This is a genomic window from Rhodoferax sp. GW821-FHT02C08 (assembly GCF_059421805.1).
The window spans coordinates 37,844-57,549 of sequence record NZ_JBWKVR010000031.1; the positions used below are offsets into that span (position 1 = coordinate 37,844).

18 protein-coding genes are annotated in these 19,706 nt (G+C 64.2%); 12 read left to right on the forward strand and 6 right to left on the reverse strand.

All coding sequences use genetic code 11. From position 1 onward, the window contains the following. Positions 1-45 precede the first annotated feature (45 nt). Together AC07VY_RS24355 and AC07VY_RS24360 are read left to right on the forward strand one after the other, a co-directional pair. Complete coding sequence (locus AC07VY_RS24355; protein WP_495099764.1) at positions 46-1,254, forward strand: MFS transporter; 1,209 nt, start codon at positions 46-48, stop codon at positions 1,252-1,254. Positions 1,255-1,391: 137 nt separating this feature from the next. After that, a complete protein-coding gene (locus tag AC07VY_RS24360; RefSeq protein WP_495099765.1) occupies positions 1,392-2,063 on the forward strand; it encodes a TetR/AcrR family transcriptional regulator in 672 nt (223 codons plus the stop codon). Between the two features lie 15 nt (positions 2,064-2,078). Here the strand turns inward: AC07VY_RS24360 and AC07VY_RS24365 are convergent, their stop codons facing one another. Next, a complete protein-coding gene (locus AC07VY_RS24365) occupies positions 2,079-3,032 on the reverse strand; it encodes a DUF2145 domain-containing protein (RefSeq protein ID WP_495099766.1) in 954 nt (317 codons plus the stop codon). Continuing rightward, on the reverse strand, positions 3,029-3,514 hold the full coding sequence (locus AC07VY_RS24370; RefSeq protein WP_495099767.1) for a hypothetical protein: 486 nt from the start codon (positions 3,512-3,514) through the stop codon (positions 3,029-3,031). The genes AC07VY_RS24365 and AC07VY_RS24370 overlap by 4 nt, the downstream gene beginning before the upstream one ends. A gap of 84 nt (positions 3,515-3,598) precedes the next feature. On the opposite strand from AC07VY_RS24370, the gene AC07VY_RS24375 reads away from it, so the two are divergent. From AC07VY_RS24375 to AC07VY_RS24385, 3 genes are all read left to right on the forward strand, one after another. Next, the gene (locus AC07VY_RS24375) at positions 3,599-4,276 is read left to right on the forward strand and encodes a DUF3313 domain-containing protein (RefSeq protein WP_495099768.1); all 678 of its coding nucleotides are present in this window, start codon (positions 3,599-3,601) and stop codon (positions 4,274-4,276) included. Positions 4,277-4,337: 61 nt separating this feature from the next. After that, positions 4,338-4,931: a helix-turn-helix domain-containing protein gene (locus AC07VY_RS24380; protein WP_495099769.1), complete on the forward strand. Its 594-nt coding sequence runs from the start codon at positions 4,338-4,340 to the stop codon at positions 4,929-4,931. A 58-nt stretch (positions 4,932-4,989) separates the two neighbouring features. Continuing rightward, positions 4,990-6,159, forward strand: a complete 1,170-nt coding sequence (locus tag AC07VY_RS24385) for an MFS transporter (protein ID WP_495099770.1) — start codon at positions 4,990-4,992, stop codon at positions 6,157-6,159. Here the strand turns inward: AC07VY_RS24385 and AC07VY_RS24390 are convergent. Both AC07VY_RS24390 and AC07VY_RS24395 read right to left on the reverse strand, forming a co-directional pair. After that, positions 6,151-7,872: a GGDEF domain-containing protein gene (locus AC07VY_RS24390; protein ID WP_495099771.1), complete on the reverse strand. Its 1,722-nt coding sequence runs from the start codon at positions 7,870-7,872 to the stop codon at positions 6,151-6,153. The two genes, AC07VY_RS24385 and AC07VY_RS24390, sit on opposite strands and share 9 nt — an antisense overlap. A gap of 258 nt (positions 7,873-8,130) precedes the next feature. Further along, complete coding sequence (locus tag AC07VY_RS24395; RefSeq protein ID WP_495099772.1) at positions 8,131-10,221, reverse strand: EAL domain-containing protein; 2,091 nt, start codon at positions 10,219-10,221, stop codon at positions 8,131-8,133. A 296-nt stretch (positions 10,222-10,517) separates the two neighbouring features. On the opposite strand from AC07VY_RS24395, the gene radA reads away from it, so the two are divergent. Next, entirely contained in the window at positions 10,518-11,888 is a 1,371-nt protein-coding gene (radA, locus tag AC07VY_RS24400) for a DNA repair protein RadA (RefSeq protein WP_495099773.1), read from the forward strand. Beyond that, a complete protein-coding gene (locus AC07VY_RS24405) occupies positions 11,888-12,658 on the forward strand; it encodes a metallophosphoesterase family protein (protein ID WP_495099774.1) in 771 nt (256 codons plus the stop codon). Before radA ends, AC07VY_RS24405 begins: the two co-directional genes overlap by 1 nt. Here the strand turns inward: AC07VY_RS24405 and AC07VY_RS24410 are convergent. Next, positions 12,655-13,899 carry an MFS transporter gene (locus AC07VY_RS24410; protein ID WP_495099775.1) on the reverse strand — a complete coding sequence of 415 codons (1,245 nt, stop codon included), beginning with the start codon at positions 13,897-13,899 and terminating at the stop codon, positions 12,655-12,657. The genes AC07VY_RS24405 and AC07VY_RS24410 overlap by 4 nt on opposite strands. Positions 13,900-14,079: 180 nt before the next feature. On the opposite strand from AC07VY_RS24410, the gene AC07VY_RS24415 reads away from it, so the two are divergent. The 5 genes from AC07VY_RS24415 (at position 14,080) to AC07VY_RS24435 (ending at position 19,009) form a co-directional block, all read left to right on the forward strand. Continuing rightward, positions 14,080-15,024 (forward strand): branched-chain amino acid transaminase, encoded by a 945-nt coding sequence (locus AC07VY_RS24415; protein WP_495099776.1) that lies wholly within the window; start codon positions 14,080-14,082, stop codon positions 15,022-15,024. After that, a complete protein-coding gene (locus AC07VY_RS24420) occupies positions 15,021-15,227 on the forward strand; it encodes a zinc-finger domain-containing protein (protein ID WP_116607525.1) in 207 nt (68 codons plus the stop codon). The genes AC07VY_RS24415 and AC07VY_RS24420 overlap by 4 nt, the downstream gene beginning before the upstream one ends. After that, positions 15,217-16,224 carry a lipopolysaccharide heptosyltransferase II gene (waaF, locus tag AC07VY_RS24425; protein ID WP_495099777.1) on the forward strand — a complete coding sequence of 336 codons (1,008 nt, stop codon included), beginning with the start codon at positions 15,217-15,219 and terminating at the stop codon, positions 16,222-16,224. Before AC07VY_RS24420 ends, waaF begins: the two co-directional genes overlap by 11 nt. 164 nt (positions 16,225-16,388) lie before the next feature. Continuing rightward, on the forward strand, positions 16,389-17,420 hold the full coding sequence (locus tag AC07VY_RS24430; protein ID WP_495099778.1) for a GGDEF domain-containing protein: 1,032 nt from the start codon (positions 16,389-16,391) through the stop codon (positions 17,418-17,420). A gap of 89 nt (positions 17,421-17,509) precedes the next feature. Beyond that, complete coding sequence (locus tag AC07VY_RS24435; protein WP_495099779.1) at positions 17,510-19,009, forward strand: protein adenylyltransferase SelO; 1,500 nt, start codon at positions 17,510-17,512, stop codon at positions 19,007-19,009. Positions 19,010-19,103: 94 nt separating this feature from the next. Here the strand turns inward: AC07VY_RS24435 and AC07VY_RS24440 are convergent, their stop codons facing one another. Beyond that, positions 19,104-19,412 carry a BON domain-containing protein gene (locus AC07VY_RS24440; RefSeq protein WP_495099780.1) on the reverse strand — a complete coding sequence of 103 codons (309 nt, stop codon included), beginning with the start codon at positions 19,410-19,412 and terminating at the stop codon, positions 19,104-19,106. Positions 19,413-19,706 lie beyond the last annotated feature (294 nt).

A 19,706-nucleotide genomic window follows, 5' to 3' on the forward strand; every position in this document is an offset into this window, starting at 1 on the left:
ATTCCGGGACACTTGCGGCATTCTGCAAAAGCAAGGGTTTCCACGATGTCTTCTACCGTTTTAACGCATAACCAACCGGCCGCCATGCCCGGCGCACTGGTGCTGCTGCTGGCCGCTGGTGCCGGCTTGGCCGCTGCCGCGCTGTACTACAGCCAGCCAATGCTGGGCGTGCTGGGCGGCGAGTTCAACGCCAGCCCCGGTGCCATCGGCCTGGTGCCCACGCTGACCCAGCTGGGCTACGCCCTGGGCCTGCTGCTGCTGGCGCCCCTGGGCGACCGCTTCGACCGGCGCCGCATCATCCTGGGCAAGGCAGCGGTGCTGACCCTGGCCCTGCTGCTGGCCGCCGCCGCGCCCAACATCCAGCTGCTGCTGGTGGCCAGCCTGGTGATCGGCCTGTCGGCCACCCTGGCGCAGGACATCGTGCCCGCCGCCGCCACGCTGGCACCCGAGGCGCACCGCGGTAAAACCGTGGGCACGGTGATGACCGGGCTGCTGATGGGCATTCTGTTGTCGCGCGTGGTGTCCGGCTTTGTGGCCGAGCACGCGGGCTGGCGCGGCATGTTCGTGGTGGCGGCGACCAGCATCGCGCTGCTGGGTGTGGCCGTTTGGCGCGGCTTGCCGCGTTTCAAGGCAACCACGCAGCTGTCCTACCTGGCGCTGATGGCCAGCCTGTTCACCTTGCTGCAGCGTTACACGCCGCTGCGCCGGGCTGCTCTGGCTCAGGGCCTGCTGAGCGTGGCTTTTAGTGCCTTCTGGTCCACGCTGGCTGTGATGTTGCATGCCGCGCCCTTCCATCTGGGCAGCGCCGCCGCCGGGGCTTTTGGCCTGGCCGGTGCGGCTGGTGCGCTGGCCGCGCCGCTTGCCGGCCGGGTGGCCGACCGCAAGGGCCCCGAGGTGGTGACGCGTTTGGGTGCGGCCCTGGTGGTGGCGTCCTTCCTGGCCATGGCCGTTGGCGAAATCGGTGGCAGCGGCCCGTTGTGGCTGATTGCCGCTGGTGCGGTGGTGTTCGACCTGGGCGTGCAAGCCAGCTTGATCGCCCACCAGACCATCGTCTACAGCCTGGAGCCCGCTGCCCGCAGCCGCCTGAACGCGGTGCTGATGAGCAGCATGTTTATCGGCATGGCCAGCGGCGCCTGGCTGGGCAGCCTGGCCCTGGGCCAGTACGGCTGGCAGGGCGTGTGCGGCTTGGCGGCCGTGGCGGCTAGCGCGGCGTTGGTGGTTCGCCTGTGGCCAGGTATGAAAAAGGCTGTTTGAGCAGATATATTCTGCGCTAATAGCTCTTTATTTAATAGCAAAATGGCCCATCTCTCGGGTCCATCATCTGGCAAATGTTACAGTGCTACTGATAGATCGGTCATTAGCAGGCCGCATCTGACCAGGAACCAGAACGGATGACCCAGAGACAAGCCCCCGATCTGCCGCCCACCGCCGCGGCAGACCTGCCCGCCAAGCCCAAGCGTGTACGTCTGATGCCCGAGGTGCGCCGCCAGCAGATACTGGATGCGGCGTTGGTCGAGTTCGGCGCGCTGGGCTTCACGGCGGCCAGCATTTCCAAGATTGCCGCGCGCGCCGGCACGTCCAAGGCCAATCTGTACGTGCACTTTGCCAATAAGGACGAAATCTTCGAATCCCTTCTCAAGGTCCTGCTGGTGCCCACCAACAGTATCTGGAGACCTATGCAGCCGGGCCAGGACATGCAGGCCTCGATAGACACCTATGTGGACGAGTTGTTCGGCGGGCTGACGCCGCAGTCCATGGCCATCATGCGCCTGCTGATTGCCGAGAGCCACCGCATCCCGGCCCTGGCCAACCGCTGGTACGAGCAGACTATCGTTCCTACCAAGGTCGAGCAGCAGCAACACATTGACGCGTATGTGGCCGCAGGCCAGCTGCGCAAGACGCCGCTGAGCGACTACTTCGGCTTCGCCATGGCGCCGGTGCTGTATGCCGCCATCATGCAGATGGTGTTTGGCGGGGAGATTGCCGAGAGCGAGTCGCACAAGGCCAAGGAAACCCTGCGCAAGCTGCTGCACATGATGCTGCCGCCGGTGGCCGCCAGCTAGTCCTGCATCGTGCCGCTACGGCCGTAGCGGCACGATGCGGTCGCCTGGCATGGCCACACAGTCTGGCGCGGCGGCCGTCCAGCCGCGGTGCACCACGGCGTTCTGGCCGTCGTGGCAAATCTCCACGCGCTGGCTGTCTGGCAGGCGTTGGTGCACAAAGTTCTCCACCGATGCGGGCAGGCTGATCTGCAGCGCCAGCGCGTAGCGGTCGTCTGCCGGGTGGTCGTCCACATGCAGCAGGGGTATGAAGTTGGCTGCAAACATTTGCCAGTGTGTGACGCGTACCGGCTCTGGCGCGTAATGCGCCTCGGCCAGCCAACGCTGGGCGCGGCCGCGCAGCTTGTCGCCCTGGGGCAGATCGCCCCAAGCGGCGGCCAGCAGCTCCACCAGCCACTGGTTGCAGTTCTGGTAGCGCAGCCCGTAGGCATAGGCGCTGGCGCTGTAGTGGCTGGCCAGCAGGCCCAGCGCACGGCCGTCGTCCAGCGCGGCCTGTTTGAGCTGGGCGGCGGCCGCCGGCGGTAGCGTCACCATCGAGATATAGCCGCGCGCCGGGTTGTCCGTGCCCACCACAAAGCCGGCTAGGCCCTGGTCGTAGATACGGGGGCGGCTCTCGTCGCAGGCGTAGTAGAGCTGCCGCACGGTCCAGCTACCGCCCTGGCCCTTCCAGGCCACCGCGGCATGCGAATAGCGGATCTGGAATTGCGACAGGTTCAGCCCCGAGCGGCTGATCAGCACGGCGCCAGCATCGTCGCCCATGCCGCTGCCACCACTGCCCACACCCAGGTTAGACAGCGCATCGCGCACCACGGCGCTGAAGCGCAGCAGCCGGTCCTGCTCTGCGGCGGTGAGCGCGGCGGTGCGGTCGCAGAACCGCGATGCCGTGGAAGCGCCGGAGGCCGCCTGTGCAGCGGGCATCCACAGCCCTGCTGCGGCGGCCAGTGCAATGGCCGCCCAAGCGGATGGCGTCACAGCTGCGTCACGGGGCGTGCAGCCAGCTCGCCGTGCCAGTCGTCGGCCAGCACCAGGTAGAACGGCTCGTGCGCGTCGGCGCGGGCGAACGCAAAGCCATAGGCTGGGCGTTCCACGCGGACCACGTCGCCGACCTGCAGCGCTTGCGCCTGGAAGACGGCCTCTGGCAGGTTCAGTGCCAGTGTCTGCTCCGATGCGTCGGTGCGCATCTTCACCCGGAGCAGGCCATTGCCGCCCGGGGCCTGTGCCACCTCGGTGATGCGGTAGTCGCCAGCGGCGGTTTTCTCCTTGTGCGACGAGCTATCGCTGGAGCCGTCCAGCGAGTTCGAGATGCTGGCGCTGGAGGTGGATGCCGCGCTGGACGCGGAGGAGGTAAAGCTTTCCGCATAGACCGTGCCGGCCAGGCCCCAGCCCAGGCCTATGCCCAGTGCCAGGATGGCGCCGGTCAGCGGGAGAGGGGCGGGCTGTTGATGGATTTTCATAGCGTGTTCCTTGGTTAGTGAACGATTGGTCGTTAGTAATGTACCATTGATACCGATCGATCGTTCATTAACTAAGGAATCACCATGCACACACCACGCACCCTGGCTTCATCCCTGGCTACCTCGGCCCTTGTTCTGGCCGGCGCTCTGCTGGCCACGGGCTGTGCCGTTACCCGGACGCCGGCCTACACCGGCCTGGCCTCTGCCCCGCAGATGCAGCCCAATGCGCAAGATGACGCCGAGCAAAGGCCGTATGTCTACCGCTCCGCCGTCAACTGGAATGACTACAAGGCGGTACTGGTAGAGCCGGTGTCGGTCTATGACGGCGCCGACAACCAGTTCGGCGACCTGCCCCAGGCCGACAGGCGCGAACTTGCCCAGTACATGTCGACCGAGTTCAACAAGCAGCTGGCCAAGCGCTTCAGCCTCAGCCGCACGGCGGCGCCGGGCGCTTTGCGCCTGAAGCTGACGCTGACCGGCGCCACGACGAATACCCCCGTGGTGTCCACCTTCACCCGCTTTGATCTGTTTGGCCTGCCCTATAACGCCGTGCAGTCCGCACGCGGCAAAGAGGGCATCTTCATGGGCTCGGTCAGCTATTCCGTGGAGATCTACGACGCCATGAGCAACCGCCTGGTCCAGGCTTTTGTGGCCAAGCAGCACCCCAACGCCATGAACGTGGCCGCCACCGTGGGTGCCCTCAGCGCGGCCAAGACCGGCATCGAGATAGGCGCCGAGCAACTGCTGCGCGATTTGCAATAAAAAGGCCTCTGGCGCAGGTAGACCGTGCGCAGGCAGCTACTATTTCGATAGTATGTCGGGCATGACGGATTGCGCTTTTCCCCTTCTGGCCAGCCACGCAGACGCGGCTGGCCTGCCATCCTTCGGCCAACGGCTCAGGCGCCTGCGCCGCAGCAAGGCCCTGAAGCAGGACGCGGTCGCCCGGCTGGCCGACGTGAACCAGGCCACGGTGTCGCGCTGGGAGGCTGGCACGCTGCAACCGTCCGCGCGGGCCATGCAGGCCGTGTTGCAGCTGCTGGCCAGCCTGCCCACGCAGGACGCCGCCTTGCAGCGCCTGGTGCAGCACTGCAGCCAGCCCGCGCACCTGGTCACCGATGTGGACCACCGGTTGCTGGCCGCGTCCCTGCCGCGCCAGCAGATCTGGGGCGTCTCAGCGCATAGCTTGCTGCAGACCTCGCTGTGGCGCTTTGCAACCGATGACATCGCTGCCGCCGAGGCCAGCCTGGCCGCCAGCGGCTGGTGGGAACAGGAGGCACCCGCGCCCGTCACCGTGCAAGTGCGCACGGCCCGCACCGAGGGCCTGCAGATACGCCCCAGCACCATGCTGTGGGAGCGGGTGTGGCTGGCTAACGGCCTGCCCGCGCGGCTGTGCACCACGCTAACCAGCCACGCATAACTTATGCGTTGACGCCCCGGGCGGGCGCCGCCAACATCGGGCGATGTTGAATCCCCCCATGCTTTCCACCCCCTGGCCCCGCGTCATCACCCTCTGGCTGTGTGGCGTGCTGGCGGCCATGCAGTTTTCCAAGGTCTCGTTTGCCTTCCAGGCCCTGCAGGCGGCCTACGGCGCCACGCCGGCGGCCATGGGCTGGATCTTGTCCACCGTGGGCATGGTCGGCTTGGTGTTCGGTGTCACCGTGGGCCTGCTGGCGCCGGCCCTGGGCTACCGGCGCCTGCTGCTGCTGGGCATGGGTTTGGGGGCGGCCCTGGCCGGCCTGCAATCCTTGGCGCCGCCGTTTGCCCTGCTGTGGTTGACGCGGCTGTTGGAAGGCGTGTCGCAGCTGGCGGTGGTGGTGGCCGCGCCCACGCTGATCATGCAGCACAGTGCGCCACGGCACCGCGCCATTGCCATGGGGCTGTGGAGCACTTTTGTGGGCGTGGCGTTTGCGCTGACGGCGGCCGGCGGTGGCTGGGTGCTGGCGCAGTTCCAGCTCAGCGGGTTGCTGCTGGCCCATGCCATCGGTATGGCCGTGATGTTTGTCGCCCTGCTGTGCATGCTGCCGCCGGACGGCCCGGCACAGCCCTGGCCACGCCTGGCCGACTTGCCGCAGCTGCACGCGCGCATCTACAGCCAGTGGGCTACGGCGTTGCCGGGCTGCTGTTTCTTTTTTTACACCGTTACTGCACTGGCTCTGTTGACTTTCATTCCGCAGCAGGCCGGGGCGGACCGGCCTTGGCTGGCCGTAGTGCTGCCCCTTGTGAGCATTGCCGGCACGTTTTCGGCGGGCTGGCTGGCGCAGTCGGTGCTGGCGCCGGCCTGGTTGGTACGTGCCGCGTTTGCTGGCGTGACATTGGCCGGGCTGGCCCTGGGCGGCTGCCTGGGCATGGGTTGGCCCATCGCGCCGATGGCCTTGCTGCTGGTGTACGTGGTGGGCCTGGCGGGTGGAGCTTCGTTCGCGTTGATTCCGAGCCTGAGCCAGGTGCCAGCGGTGCAGGCACGCGCCACTGGCGCCGTGGCCCAGATGGGCAACTTGGGCTCTACCCTGGGCCCACCGGTGTTTGCCTACGCCATTGCCAATTTAGGCGGCGTGGGCCTGGTGCTGCCGGTGCTGGTGTTTGCGCTGCTGGGATTGTGTTTGGCCACAGTAGGTGTGCACCGCTACCAACGGTCGATTTCAATCTGAAGCCGGGGACGATGGTGGCGGCATATCTGCCAGCACAGCCCTATTGCGACCCTGGGCCTTGGCTCGGTAGAGAGCCTGGTCGGCTTGCTTCAACAAGTCTTCTGGTGACAGCCCCTCCGCAGGGGCCATGACTGCCACGCCGATGCTCGCCGTAACGTAGCCGAAGGGCGATTCAGCATGTGGCAGCGCCATTTTCTCAAGCGCGTGGCATAGGGCCTGGGCATGCTGCAGTGCTTTGTCAGGATGGACTGTGGTGGCGATCAGCACAAACTCCTCCCCGCCGTAGCGGGCCACCATATCGCCCGCCCGCAGGGCGTGGGCTTCCAGTATTTGGGCAACGCTGCGCAGGCAATCGTCACCTGTCTGGTGTCCGTAGTGGTCGTTGTATTTTTTGAACCAGTCCACATCGATCATCGCCAGCGACAACAGTGCCCCCGAACGCTGGGCTCGCCGCCATTCGCTGTCCAAAGCTTCATCGAAATGGCGGCGGTTGGCAATACCGGTCAGTCCATCGGTGGAGCTCAGTGCGATCAACTTGCGATTGGCTTCCTCCAGCGCGGCGGTGCGGTCCTGTACCTTGATTTCCAGCTGTTCATGCGCGTCCTGGATGCGTTCTGCCATGCTCGCAAAGTCCCTGGCTAGTTCGCCGATTTCGTCGTTGAACTGGATCGGCAGGACGTCCCGGTCCAAGCGCTCTTTGGATACACCGACCCGTCGCGTTGCATGCATCAGACGAGACAGTGGAATGGCTACCTGCTTTTGCAAAATGGAGCGAAGGACAAAGATTTCAACCAGCAGCGTGAGCAGTCCGAGGGCGATCACGATGACCAAGTTGTCAAGAATGGCCGCGCTCATCAGCGCCCTTGGATAGTGGACGGCGAGCACCCAGGGCGTTCCTGGGATGATGCCCATCGCAATGATGTCGTCATGCTCTTGCACGATCGTTGCCTTGCCAGGGAGCAACGATGGAATGGCGCTCAACAGCGGGTAGTCGTGGGCCATTTTGAGCGACTGGATGGACGCTTTGCCCTCGCTGCTTTTGACTTGCTCCATGACGCTGGGGTGGTAGAGCAGTGTGCCTTCGCGGTCTGCCATCAGGATGGTGCTGTAGGCGCCCTGCATGACGGGCTTGGCGGTGCGTTTCATGAGTTCGTCCAACAGCACATCGACGCAGGCCAGGATGTGGTGCTTGCCAGACGCATCGGCCACGTCGGGCGTGGCGATGGTGGTCATCCAGGCATTGTTGGAGGGGTCCCAGTAAATGCGGGTAAACAATGTGCTGTTGCTCGGTGAACCAAAGCCACGCTCGTAGAACTCAAAGGTTTCAAGCTTGAGAGCATCCGGGCCTGAGTAGGTAAACACCTTGGAGATGTCGGCGTCCTGGTAGATGGGAAAGCCTTTTTCAGGCACCACGCCGTAAAAATTGAACAGCCGGCCCTTGGTGCTGGAGCCGTATTTGTGAGACAGCATGTATGACAGCGTAAACCGTGCTTTGGTGTCGTCGTTGGGCGGTGTGTCGGGTGCATAGGTTGCCGACATGCCGGCGAAGCGGCGGCCATCGGCCAGCGCTTGACCTTCGAACAGCATCGGACGCTGCGTATAGGAGCCGTCCTCATGGCGGTAGAAAATTTGGTCGAAGTCACGCGCCAGAGTGGCATTCATGCCCGGCCGGTCACGGATAAGCTTGAATTCATCCAGAAAATTTTGTTGCAAATTCTGGATTTCCTGAAACGGCAATGACTCTCTTTGCAATGTTTGCTCGGTGGACAAAAACAGCTGTCTGGTAACAGACTGCTCGATCGAGGACAGGTTGACAAAATAGGAAATCGCGCCAGCGCAGAGTGAGACCAGGCCGATACGCAATAAAGCCAGCCGGAGGGCACGCGAGGCGAGCGAGCCCCGACGGGATACGAAACCAGGGTCTTGTTGTGTCATCTATCGATTTCCTGTCTAAGCAGTTTGTGGGTCATCTCAAGCCATGAGGGGCGGTGTTGCCAGCGGTGCGGCGTTGTTGCGATGGGTGCTGTGCGCCAGCAGGTATTCGACGCAGGCCGCGGCAGGCAGCGGCGGGCTGTACAGATAGCCTTGGAAAACATTGCAACCCAATGTCTCCAACACATCGCGCTGTTCCATGGTTTCCACGAACTCTGCTACCACTTCGACCTGCCGCGAACGCCCCAGCGCGCCAATTGAGCGAATGATGTCGCAGCTTGTGGGATTGGTCAGCACATCGCGGGTCAGCGATCCATCGATCTTGATGGCATGGATGTGGAAGCGCCGCATGTGCAGTAGCGATGAATAGCCCATGCCGAAGTCGTCCATGGCGAGAGAAACACCGGTGGAGACGATCTGAGCCAGGTTCTGGTCCACTATCTTGTGAACCGGGATGGATTGGCTCTCGGTGATCTCTAGCTCAATTTCGTTCGGGGCCAACCGGTACCGCTTTAGGCAGTGGGCGATCAACTCCGGTAACTGGGGGTCGTTGAGCTGGAACGGCGAGACATTGATTGCCATCGTGATGTGCGACAGGCCGACCGTATTCCAATGCGCCTTTCGTGCGCAAGCCTCTTCCAGTACCCAGGCGCCGAGGCGCCGGATGAGTCCCCCGTCTTCGGCCAGCGTCACGGCTACATCGGCGCGGATCGGTCCATGGCGTCCATGTGTCCAGCGCAGCAATGCTTCCATGCTGACCGCCGCGCCGCTGCAATCATGCTTGGGCTGGAATGCCAGCGTAACGGCTGGAGTGCCCAGGTCGCGCGTCAGGGTAAGAAATAGGCCCCGGGCAATCAGACCCACCTGGTCGTTGCGTTGTACCGAGCGCAAATATTGCCTGCTTTGGGAAACGATGACTTGGGTGGCTGTGTCGAAAGTTTCCGCCTGGTCGCGCACCCTGCGTGCGTCAGCTTGGCGCACGAAGGGCAGGTAGATCAGCGTGCTCACCAGCAGGCCCACCGCCTGCAAAGCCGCGCCGCGCCAGGAGTCGGTGAGCAGGTAGCCCGACAGCAGCGGCGGTGTTGTCCAGGGTATGGCGATGTTGTGCATTTGCACGAGACCGGTGTGTACCGCCGTCAATGCCAGTCCGGTCAGTGCCAGTGGTGCCAGCAAAAAAGGTCGCAGGAATATCGGGTTGAGCGCAATTGGCAGTCCAAAAATCAGCAGTTCGTTGATGTTGAAGAGTGACGGCAGCAGAGACACCAAGCCCAGCCGCTGGAACGGACTCTTACGTCGGGACACCAGCAGGGCCAGAATGAGGCCCAATGTGGCACCGGATCCGCCCATATGTACAAATATGTCGATAAGTGGGCGCCAGGCTAGCGCTGGCGTGTATGCGGAACCTGCTACGCCGAAGAGTGCCTGCGCCTGCTGGTCCAATACTTTGCCGCCATGGATGCCAAAAAACCAAAGGAGCTGGTTGAATAGCACTGCGCCGCTGTTAAGCAGCCAATCCGCATCCATCCAGGCATTGATCGCCGGAGGCAGTACGGCCAACCAGTGCATTCCCAGGGGCGGCAAGGCTGCTTGCACCTCAGCCGCCAGTACCACGGTGAGGCTGACGATCATCAATGGTGGCGTCATGCGCACGGCATAGTAGAACGTTGGATCGCTGTCATAGGCAGGAGATATCCGGCGCAATGCAGGCAGGGCGGCCAGTAGGCGCAACAATTCGGGCGTCACCAGTCCGATCACGATGCCCAGTAGCATTGAGTCATGCCCCAGCACGGCAAGGGTCGGTGTGCTGCTGAGCATCACATACAGCATGAAGTTCATCAGCGTGGCAACGCCCGTCCAGGTTTGCGGCAGTGCTTCCTCCCCTTCGCGTACGGGCAGTCGGCGTGCCAGCTGCATGCTGAGCACCACCGCTAGCGCGAGACCGAAGACGCCGCTGGTGGCATTGACCACGCTTTGGGTAGCCGCCTGCCATCCCGGACCGAGGACCGGGTCTATCAGGCGATGTATGGCAGGGAAGGGGAGGTTGCCCAGCAGGGTTGCGGCAACCCCGAAAAACGTGAGTGGCAGCAGCACTACAAAACTGTCCCGTACCGCGACCGTCCAGAGCGTCAAGCGGGAGCGCAGCTTCCGCGGCAATGCAGATATTGCAGCCACCGCGCTACCCAGCAGGGAAGCAGATGTCTGCATTGAGAGCAAGGATCGCCATGGTGGTGGTTGGAGGTGCATGACGTCTTGTATTCGCAACTTGCGTTACTGGCGGAAGTGCCTGACGCCAAACACAAATTGATACATGGTATGCCATGTGGCAACGATGTGGCGAGCTGCTGCGTCCTAACAAAACGGGTTGCGTGAAATTTGTCAAGTCTGTGATACTGTGTTTTTGAACAGCCTTCGGCTATAGTCCCGGCATGGCCAAAGAAAAAACCATCTACACCTGCAACGAGTGCGGCGGCACCACGCCCAAATGGCTGGGCAAGTGCCCGCACTGCCAGGCCTGGAACACGCTGATCGAGTCCATCGCCGAGCCGGCAGGGGCCAGCAAAAACAACCGTTTCGCCGCCCTGGCCAAGACCGCCGAGGTGATGACTCTGGCCGACATCGATGCTACCGACTTCGCCCGCACCCCCACCGGTCTGGACGAGCTGGACCGCGTGCTGGGCGGCGGCATCGTCGAAGGTGGCGTGGTGCTGATCGGCGGCGACCCCGGCATCGGCAAATCGACGCTGCTGCTGCAGGCGCTGGACGCACTGCAACGTGCGGGGCAAAAGACGCTTTACGTGACCGGCGAAGAGAGCGGAGCCCAGGTGGCGCTGCGCTCGCGCCGCCTGGGCATCGTCAACAGCCAGGTGCAGGTGCTGGCCGAGATCCAGCTGGAGAAAATATTGCACACCTTGCAGGCCCACAAGCCGGCGATTGCGGTGATCGACTCCATCCAGACCGTCTATTCCGACCAGCTCACCTCCGCTCCCGGTTCGGTGGCCCAGGTGCGCGAATGTGCGGCGCATCTGACGCGCGCCGCCAAGTCCAGCGGCGTGGCCATCGTGCTGGTCGGCCATGTGACCAAGGAAGGCGCACTGGCCGGCCCGCGCGTGCTGGAGCACATGGTTGACACGGTGCTGTACTTCGAGGGCGACACGCACAGCAGCTTCCGCCTGGTGCGCGCCATCAAGAACCGCTTTGGCGCGGTCAACGAGATTGGCGTCTTCGCCATGACCGAGAGCGGCCTGAAGGGCGTGAGCAACCCCAGCGCCATCTTCCTCAGCCAGCATGCCGAGCCCGTGCCCGGCAGCTGTGTGATGGTGACGCTGGAAGGCACGCGCCCGCTACTGGTCGAAATCCAGGCGCTGGTGGACAGCGGAGGCCCCAGCCCGCGCCGCCTGAGCGTGGGCCTGGACAAAGACCGCCTGGCCATGCTGCTGGCCGTGCTGCACCGTCACGCCGGCGTGGCCTGCATGGACCAGGATGTGTTCGTCAACGCCGTGGGCGGCGTGCGCATCAACGAACCTGCCGCCGACCTGGCCGTGCTGCTGGCCATTACCTCCAGCCTGCGCGGCAAGGCGCTGCCCAAGGGCTTTATCGCTTTCGGCGAGATCGGCCTGGCCGGCGAGGTACGCCCCGCGCCGCGCGGCCAGGAGCGCCTGAAAGAAGCCGCCAAGCTGGGCTTCAGCGTGGCCATCGTGCCCAAGGCGAATGCGCCGAAGAAACCCATCGAGGGCCTGACCATCCACGCCGTGGAGCGGGTCGAGCAGGCGATGGAAGTGGTGCGGAGCCTGACCTGATGAAACTGGCCGTGCTCTCCGACATCCACGGCAATCTGCTGGCGTTACAGGCCGTACTGGCCGATGTGGCGCGCCAGGGCGTCGACCAGACCGTGCATCTGGGCGACCTGCTCAGCGGCCCGCTGCAGCCGGCCGAGACCGCCGACCTGCTGATGGCGCAGAACCTACCCATCATCCGTGGCAACCACGAGCGCCAGGTGCTGGCGCTGCTGGACCAAGGCCGGCCGCTGGACCCATTGGATACCGACGGCTATACCGCCGCCCAGCTGCGGCCCGAGCACATCCACTGGCTGCGCACATTGCCGGCGAGCCTGGCGTTGACGCCGGATGTGCTGTTATGCCACGGCACACCCCACAGTGACCTGGACTACTGGCTGGAGACCACCGAGCCCGGTTTCGGCCAAGGCCATGCCACCGGCCTGCGTGCTGCCACGCAGCTGGAGGTGGCGGCCCGCTTGGGTGGTGTGCCGGCTTCGCTGGTACTGTGCGGCCACACGCATGTGCCGCGTGCGGTGCAGGTCGGCGATACGCTGGTCGTCAACCCTGGCAGCGTGGGTCTGCAGGCCTACGACGACGTGCACCCGTACCCGCATGTGGTGGAGGTCGGCACGCCGCACGCGCGCTACGCCGTGGTGCAGCGCTGTGCGGCGGGCTGGCGGGTTGATCTGCGCGCTGTGCCTTATGACCACGGGGCCCAGGCCGATCTGGCCGACAGCCGAGGCCGGCCCGACTGGGCTTATGCGTTGCGCACGGGCTGGGCCATGCGTTAGGCCGCTGCTACGGCTTTGCCAGCGTGGCGGGCCACCACCGCCCCCAGGAGCATCAGAGCGCTGGTCGCCAGGAACACCGCGCGCATGCCGATGTGTCCGCCCACCAGGCCGCCCAGCAGCGGCCCCGCTACCTGCCCGGCGTACTGCGAGGAGGTGGAATAACCCAGTACACCACCAGCCACCGCCGCTGGCACGCTGCGTCGGATTACGCTGGCAATGCAGGGCAGCAGGCCGGCCAGCGCCGCGCCCATCAGCAAGCGCAGCACAAGCAGCTGCCAGACATTCGTCACAAAGGCCTGCGGCAGCAGCAACGCGGCCGCCACCAGCAGGCAGCCCACGATGACGCGGTGGTAGCCCACGCGGTCGGCCAGCTTGCCCAGGCGTGGCGCGGCCAGAATGTTTCCCATTGCGCCGGCCGACATCGCCAGGCCGGCATACCAGGTGACCGCGCCACCGGGGGGCAGCAGCTGCGCCACATAGACGGTGATGATGGGTTCCACCGACATATGCGCCAGCGTCAGCAACAGGCCGGTGAGCAGCATGGCGTAGACCGGGCTGCGATCCGGGATCTGCGCCCACAGGCCCTGGTGTGGCGGGGCGGCTGCGGTGCGCGGCGCGCGCACCGGGCGCTTTTCGTGGACCAGCAAGCAGGTCGCCAAAAAGGCAATGAAGATCACTCCGCCGGCCAGGAAGAAGGTGGCACGTATGCCGATCAGCGGCGGCAGGCTGCCGCCCACCAGGGGGCCCAGCAGATTGCCCGCCATGAAGCCGGAGGACAGCGTGCCCAGCGCCCAGCCGGTGCGTTCCTTGGGCGTCTGTGTGGCCACCAGCACCGTGGAGCCGGACGCGTAGCCGCCCACCAGCCCGGCCAGTAGGCGCAGGCCGACCAGTTGCCAGGCGGTATCGACCACGCCGATCAGCGCCATGGTGATGGCCATGCCCAGGCTGGCGCGTACCAGCATCAGCTTGCGGCCATAGCGGTCGGCCAGGCGGCCCCATAGCGGCGCCACCAGGCCGGCGCTGAGGAAGGTAGCGGCAAAGGCCAGGCCCGACCACTGGGCCAGTGCCGCGTGGCCTTGCACGCCCAGTTGTTCCAGATACAGCGGCAGAAAGGGCAGCAGCAGCGTCATTGCCACGCCGGTGGTGAAGGAGCCGAACAGGCAGACGTAGAGGTTGCGCTGCCAGTGCGGAAAGTCGGAGTCGGCGGGCGCGGTGGCAAGGGATGCAGTAGGCTGGGGCATCCGGCAAATTCTAGGTAGCGTGGGCCTTATGTGGGCTGCCGAATGGGGATGGCCGACCCCGTGGTTTGCGGGGACGGCGGGGCAGGGTGGAAATTGCATGCAAGCCATGTTGTGCCTGCCGTATGCCTGCGCAGGCCCTAAAATCGCCTGCTTTCCCCCACGCATTTCTGAGGAACCGCTATGTCCCCGCTTCCCCCTTCAATGGCTGACCGCGACGGCAAAATCTGGATGGACGGCCAGATGGTCGAATGGCGCGACGCCAAGATCCACGTGCTGACGCACACCCTGCACTACGGCTGTGGTGCTTTCGAAGGCGTGCGGGCCTACAACACGGTCAACGGCCCGGCGATCTTCCGGTTGCAGGAGCACACAGAGAGGCTGTTCAACAGCGCCAAGATCCTGCGCATGAAGATCCCGTTCACCCAGGAACAGGTGAACGAAGCGCAATGCGCGGTGATCCGCGAGAACAAGCTGGAATCTGGCTACCTGCGTCCGTTGACCTGGATCGGCGACAAGAAGCTGGGCGTCAGCCCCAAGGGCAACACCATCCACTTGATGGTCGCTGCCTGGCCCTGGGGCGCCTACCTGGGTGAAGAAGGCATGAAGCGCGGTATCCGTGTGAAGATCAGCAGCTACACCCGCCACCACGTCAACATCACCATGACGCAGGCCAAGGCGGTGAGCAACTACACCAACTCCATCCTGGCCAATATGGAAGCCACCGACGATGGCTACGACGAAGCCATGCTGCTGGACGCCAACGGTTTTGTCAGTGAAGGCGCGGGCGAAAACCTGTTCGTGGTCAAGGGCGGCGTGGTCTACACCCCCGACCTGTCGGCTGGTGCGCTGAACGGCATCACCCGCAACACCGTGTTCCACATCTGCAAGGACTTGGGCCTGGAAGTGGTGCAAAAGCGCATCACCCGCGACGAGGTCTACATCGCTGACGAGGCCTTCTTCACCGGCACCGCTGCCGAAGTCACGCCCATCCGTGAACTCGACCGCATCGAACTCGGTAGCGGCTCGCGTGGCCCGATCACCGAAAAAATCCAGACGGCCTTCTTTGACATCGTCAATGGCCGCAACCCCAAATACGCCCACTGGCTGACGAAGGTTTCCGCATGAGCAACGCCAATATTGAACTCCTGGCCAAAGACCTGAACGCCCAAGGCGGCGTGTTCTGCCCCAGCCCCAAGGCCGACATGAAGCTGTGGAACAGCCACCCCAAGGTGTATCTGGACGTGGCCCACACCGGCTCGGCCAAGTGCCCTTACTGCGGCACGGTCTATGCGCTGAAAGCCGGCGAACACTTCGGCGGTGGCCACTAACTCCCTGGTCATCGCGCCCCAATGGATTGGGGACGCGGTGATGACCGAGCCGCTGATGCGCCGCTTGCATGCGCGCGGCGAGCGGCTCACGGTGGGGGCTTTGCCCTGGGTGGCGCCGGTGTACCGCGCCATGCCGCAGGTGGCCGAGGTCATCGACTTTCCCTTTCAGCATGGCGGCTTGCAGTGGCAGGCGCGCCGCGCAATGGCGGCGCAACTCAAGGGCCGTTTCGATACCGCCTATGTGCTGCCGAATTCGCTGAAGAGCGCGTTGTTGCCGTTTCTCGCGCGCATTCCGCGCCGCATCGGCTATGTAGGTGAGTCTCGCCTGGTGCTGCTGAACCAGCGCCTGCCAAATCCGCCCAAGGGCGAGCGCCCGCCCATGGTGGCTTACTACTCGGCCCTGAGCGGCGAAACCGGGCTGGAGCAGGACCGCCCGCATCTGCAGCTGGATGCTCAGCCGGTGGCCCAGACCCTGGCCGCACTGGGCTTGCAGATCGGTGGCTATGTGGTGTTTGCGCCGGGCGCCGAGTTTGGCCCTGCCAAGCGCTGGCCGGCTGCGCACTTTGCGGCCCTGGCCCAGCAGCTGGACGTGCCGGTGGTGCTGTTGGGCTCGGGCAAGGAGCATGCGCTGTGTGAGGAAATCGCCGGTCCGGTGAACGCCGTACGCCCCGGCTGGGCCATGAACTTTGCAGGAAAAACCACACTGGCGCAGGCGCTGTCTGCGATAGCTGCTAGCAAAAGTGTAGTGAGCAACGATTCCGGCCTGATGCATGTGGCGGCGGCTTTTGGCGTGCCCCAGGTGGCGGTGTTCGGCTCCAGCAGTCCGCTGCACACCCCGCCGCTGAACGACCATGCCCACGTGCTGTGGCTGAAGCAGGATGCGACCTACCAGCCACCGCTGGATTGCGCGCCGTGCTTCCAGCGCAATTGCCCCTTGGGACACACACGCTGTCTGGTAGACGTGGGGCCGGAACGGGTATTGCATGCGCTAGCATGAGAAACTGCCGCAGGCTGTGTATACACATCGCGTGGTGGCAGTTTTAAAAGAAGCTGTTACAGTCCACCGCCACAGCGGCTAGGTACCGCACATCGGAACCAGAGCCTGCAGCCGCTCCAGGTTCTTGGATAAACAACAGAGAAGTGTTTGCCCCATTGATCGCGATGACACCCAAGAATCTCACACCCGTTCTGCAGCACCTGGTAGACATCACCGGCCACCGTGACCACTCCCGGCTGGAGCTGTCCGTGGTTTCGGCGCTGCGCCAGCTGATGGGCATACGCCGCATCCGCAAGCTGGAATTTCTTACGCAGGACGATGTGACCTATGTGCGGCCGCATCTGCTGCTGGAGCACGACCAGGTGTTTGCGATAGAAGAAAACAGCAGCGATGAAAATTTCGACCTGCTCAGTGACTACCCCGAGCTGGCCAAGTGCATAGACCAGCAGACCGACCGTGTACAGCGCCTTGAGGCAGATGGTTCCGATATCCTGTGGCTGCCAGTGCGGCTGGACAACAAGATCGTCTCCTGCATCGAGATCACCAACGACACGGCCTACAGCGCGCAGGCCATCGACATGATCCACGGCATCATCGAGGTCTACCGCAACTACCAGAGCCTGCTGGACTACAGCGAGCGTGATGCGCTCACCGGCCTGTTCAACCGCAAGACCTTTGACGAGCAGTTCTCACGCTATGCCCGCAATACCGCCGTTGGGCCGGCTGGTGAGCGGCGTACCCACGGCGACACCCAGTGGCTGGCCGTGGTGGACATTGACCACTTCAAGCTGGTCAACGACCGCTTTGGCCACGTGTACGGCGACGAGGTGTTGATCCTGGTGGCCAACTTGCTGCGCTCCTCGTTCCGTAGCAACGACCGCATCTTCCGTTTTGGTGGTGAGGAATTCGTAGTGCTGTTGCGCTCGGCCGACCTGGAGCACGCGCGTGGCATCTTTGAGCGCTTCCGCCAGAACATTGAAGAGTACGACTTCCCCCAGGTGGGTCGCGTTACCGTCAGCGTGGGCTTTACCGGCACCAGCCAGGGCGCTCCGGTGGAAATCCTTGGCCACGCCGACCAGGCCCTGTATTACGCCAAGCAGCACGGCCGCAACCAGGTCTGCTTCTATGAAGAGCTGATGTCCGGTGGTCGTCTACAGGTTGCTGATATAGCGCATAACGACGTCGAATTGTTCTAAACAGTCAGCTCGTTTTACACGCGGCTGCTTTAGCCTAAAGTAGGGGGTATACAGGGTTCTCCCTGCCCCGCTACCCCGAAAGCCGCGCCATGCCCCTTGAGACCGACGTCGCCTTCCGCTTCGATAACAGCTATGCCCGCGAATTGAGCGGCTTCTACGCACCCTGGCAACCGGCCCAGGTACCCCAGCCTGCCATGGTCAAACTCAACCACGCTCTGGCGGCCGAGCTGGGTCTGGATGCCGAGGCCCTGGACTCCCCCGAAGGGGCGGCCATCTTTGCCGGCAACCGCGTGCCCGACGGCGCCCAGCCCCTGGCCCAGGCCTATGCGGGTCACCAGTTCGGTGGGTTTTCTCCCCAACTGGGCGATGGCCGGGCATTGCTGCTGGGCGAGGTGATCGACATGCACGGTCGGCGCCGCGACATCGCCCTCAAGGGCTCGGGCCGCACGCCGTTTTCACGCGGTGGCGACGGCAAGGCCGCGCTGGGCCCGGTGCTGCGCGAATACCTGATGGGCGAGGCCATGCATGCACTGGCCATTCCCACTACGCGCGCGCTGGCGGCCGTCACCACCGGCGAAAAAGTGCGCCGCGATGGCGCCCCTCCCGGCGCCGTGCTGGCCCGCGTGGCGGCCAGCCATATCCGCGTCGGCACCTTCCAGTTTTTCGCTGCGCAGGGTGAAGCGCTGCAGCTTAAAAAGTTGGCCGACTACGTCATCGCCCGGCACGACCCGGTCGTCGCCAGCTCCGCCAACCCCTACCTGGCGCTGTTTCAGGCAGTGTGCGAACGCCAGGCGCAGCTGGTGGCGCAGTGGATGCTGGTTGGCTTCATCCACGGTGTGATGAATACCGACAACATGGCTTTGTCTGGTGAAACCATTGACTACGGCCCTTGCGCCTTCATGGACCAGTACGACCCGGCCACGGTGTTCAGCTCCATCGACCACCAGGGCCGCTACGCCTACGGCAACCAGCCTGCCATCGCCCGCTGGAACCTGGCCCGCCTGGCCGAAACCCTGCTGCCCCTGGTGCACGCCGATGGTGACCAGGCCGTGGCCCTGGTGACCGAGGTGCTGGACCTGTTCCCCGACCGCTACCAGCAGCATTGGCTGGACGGCATGCGTCGCAAACTGGGCCTGGCCAGCGCGCAAGAAGACGACCTGGTGCTGGCCCAGGGCTTTCTGGCTACGTTGCAAGACCAGGCGGTGGACTACACCCAGGCCTTCCGCGCTCTGGCCGACCTGGTGGATGCGCCCGGCAGCCCGGCGGCCCAGACGCTGCGGGCCCGCTTCAGCGACACCAGCGCCCTGGATACCTGGCTTTCCCGTTGGCACGCCCGCCAGGGCCAGGACCCCATGCCGGCCGTACAGCGTGCCCAGGCCATGCGCCAGGTCAACCCGGCCTATATCCCGCGCAACCACCGGGTTGAAGAAGCCTTGGCCGCTGCCGTGGAGCGCGGCGACTATGCCCCGTTCGAACGCCTGCTGGCCGTGCTGTCGCGCCCCTTCGATGCGCAGGCCGATTTTGCTGCCTACGCCGAGCCTGCCCCGGCCGCCATGCAGCAGGGCTACCGCACCTTTTGCGGCACCTGAACGCCAACGGCACCTGCTATCTTTGCAATAGCAGGTGCCGTTGGATCCATAAGCGCTGGGCGGCATATAGCCGCTGGGAGCTGCGGGTGGGAGATTACTCGTCGTTATCGGTCGAGAACGTGCGCACCGCGCTGTAGGCGTTGGCCACGCCCGGCACCTTGCTGGCGACGAAGCGGGCCTTGGCTTCTTCCACCGGGCCTTGGGTCCAGCCGTGCAGGGTGACGGAGCCGTTTTGTGCGGTTACCGTCAGGTCCTTGGCGTCGCTGCCCAGGCTGCTGCTCAGAGCGGATTGGACCGAGCTGGCCAGGTCAGCGTCATTGGTCGCAGCATGTGCGGGCAAGAGGGCACCAGCGGCCAGGGCGAACAGAGCGGAAGCGGCGATGCGGTTGAAAGAGCGTGTCATGGTGAATCCTTTGGGGTGGTGCACCGTAACCGGTGCGGTTTGTTTGCGATGGGGTGATCTTCCCAAGTCTGCGCCAACCCCGTGTTGCGCACGCCGCAACGCAGATTTCAACTGCAATCTAGGGTGAAACCCTAGGCATGCTGAAAACTATGCATTTGATAGCTGCATGCGCAGGTACAGGCTGCGCTGCAGGCCGATTTCTTCATATTTCAAATCAGCCTGATTAGCTACCTGCCTCAGAGTATCGAAGAACAGTCAATGGAAGTGGCCGGGTCGTCACAGCCGCGCGCAGCA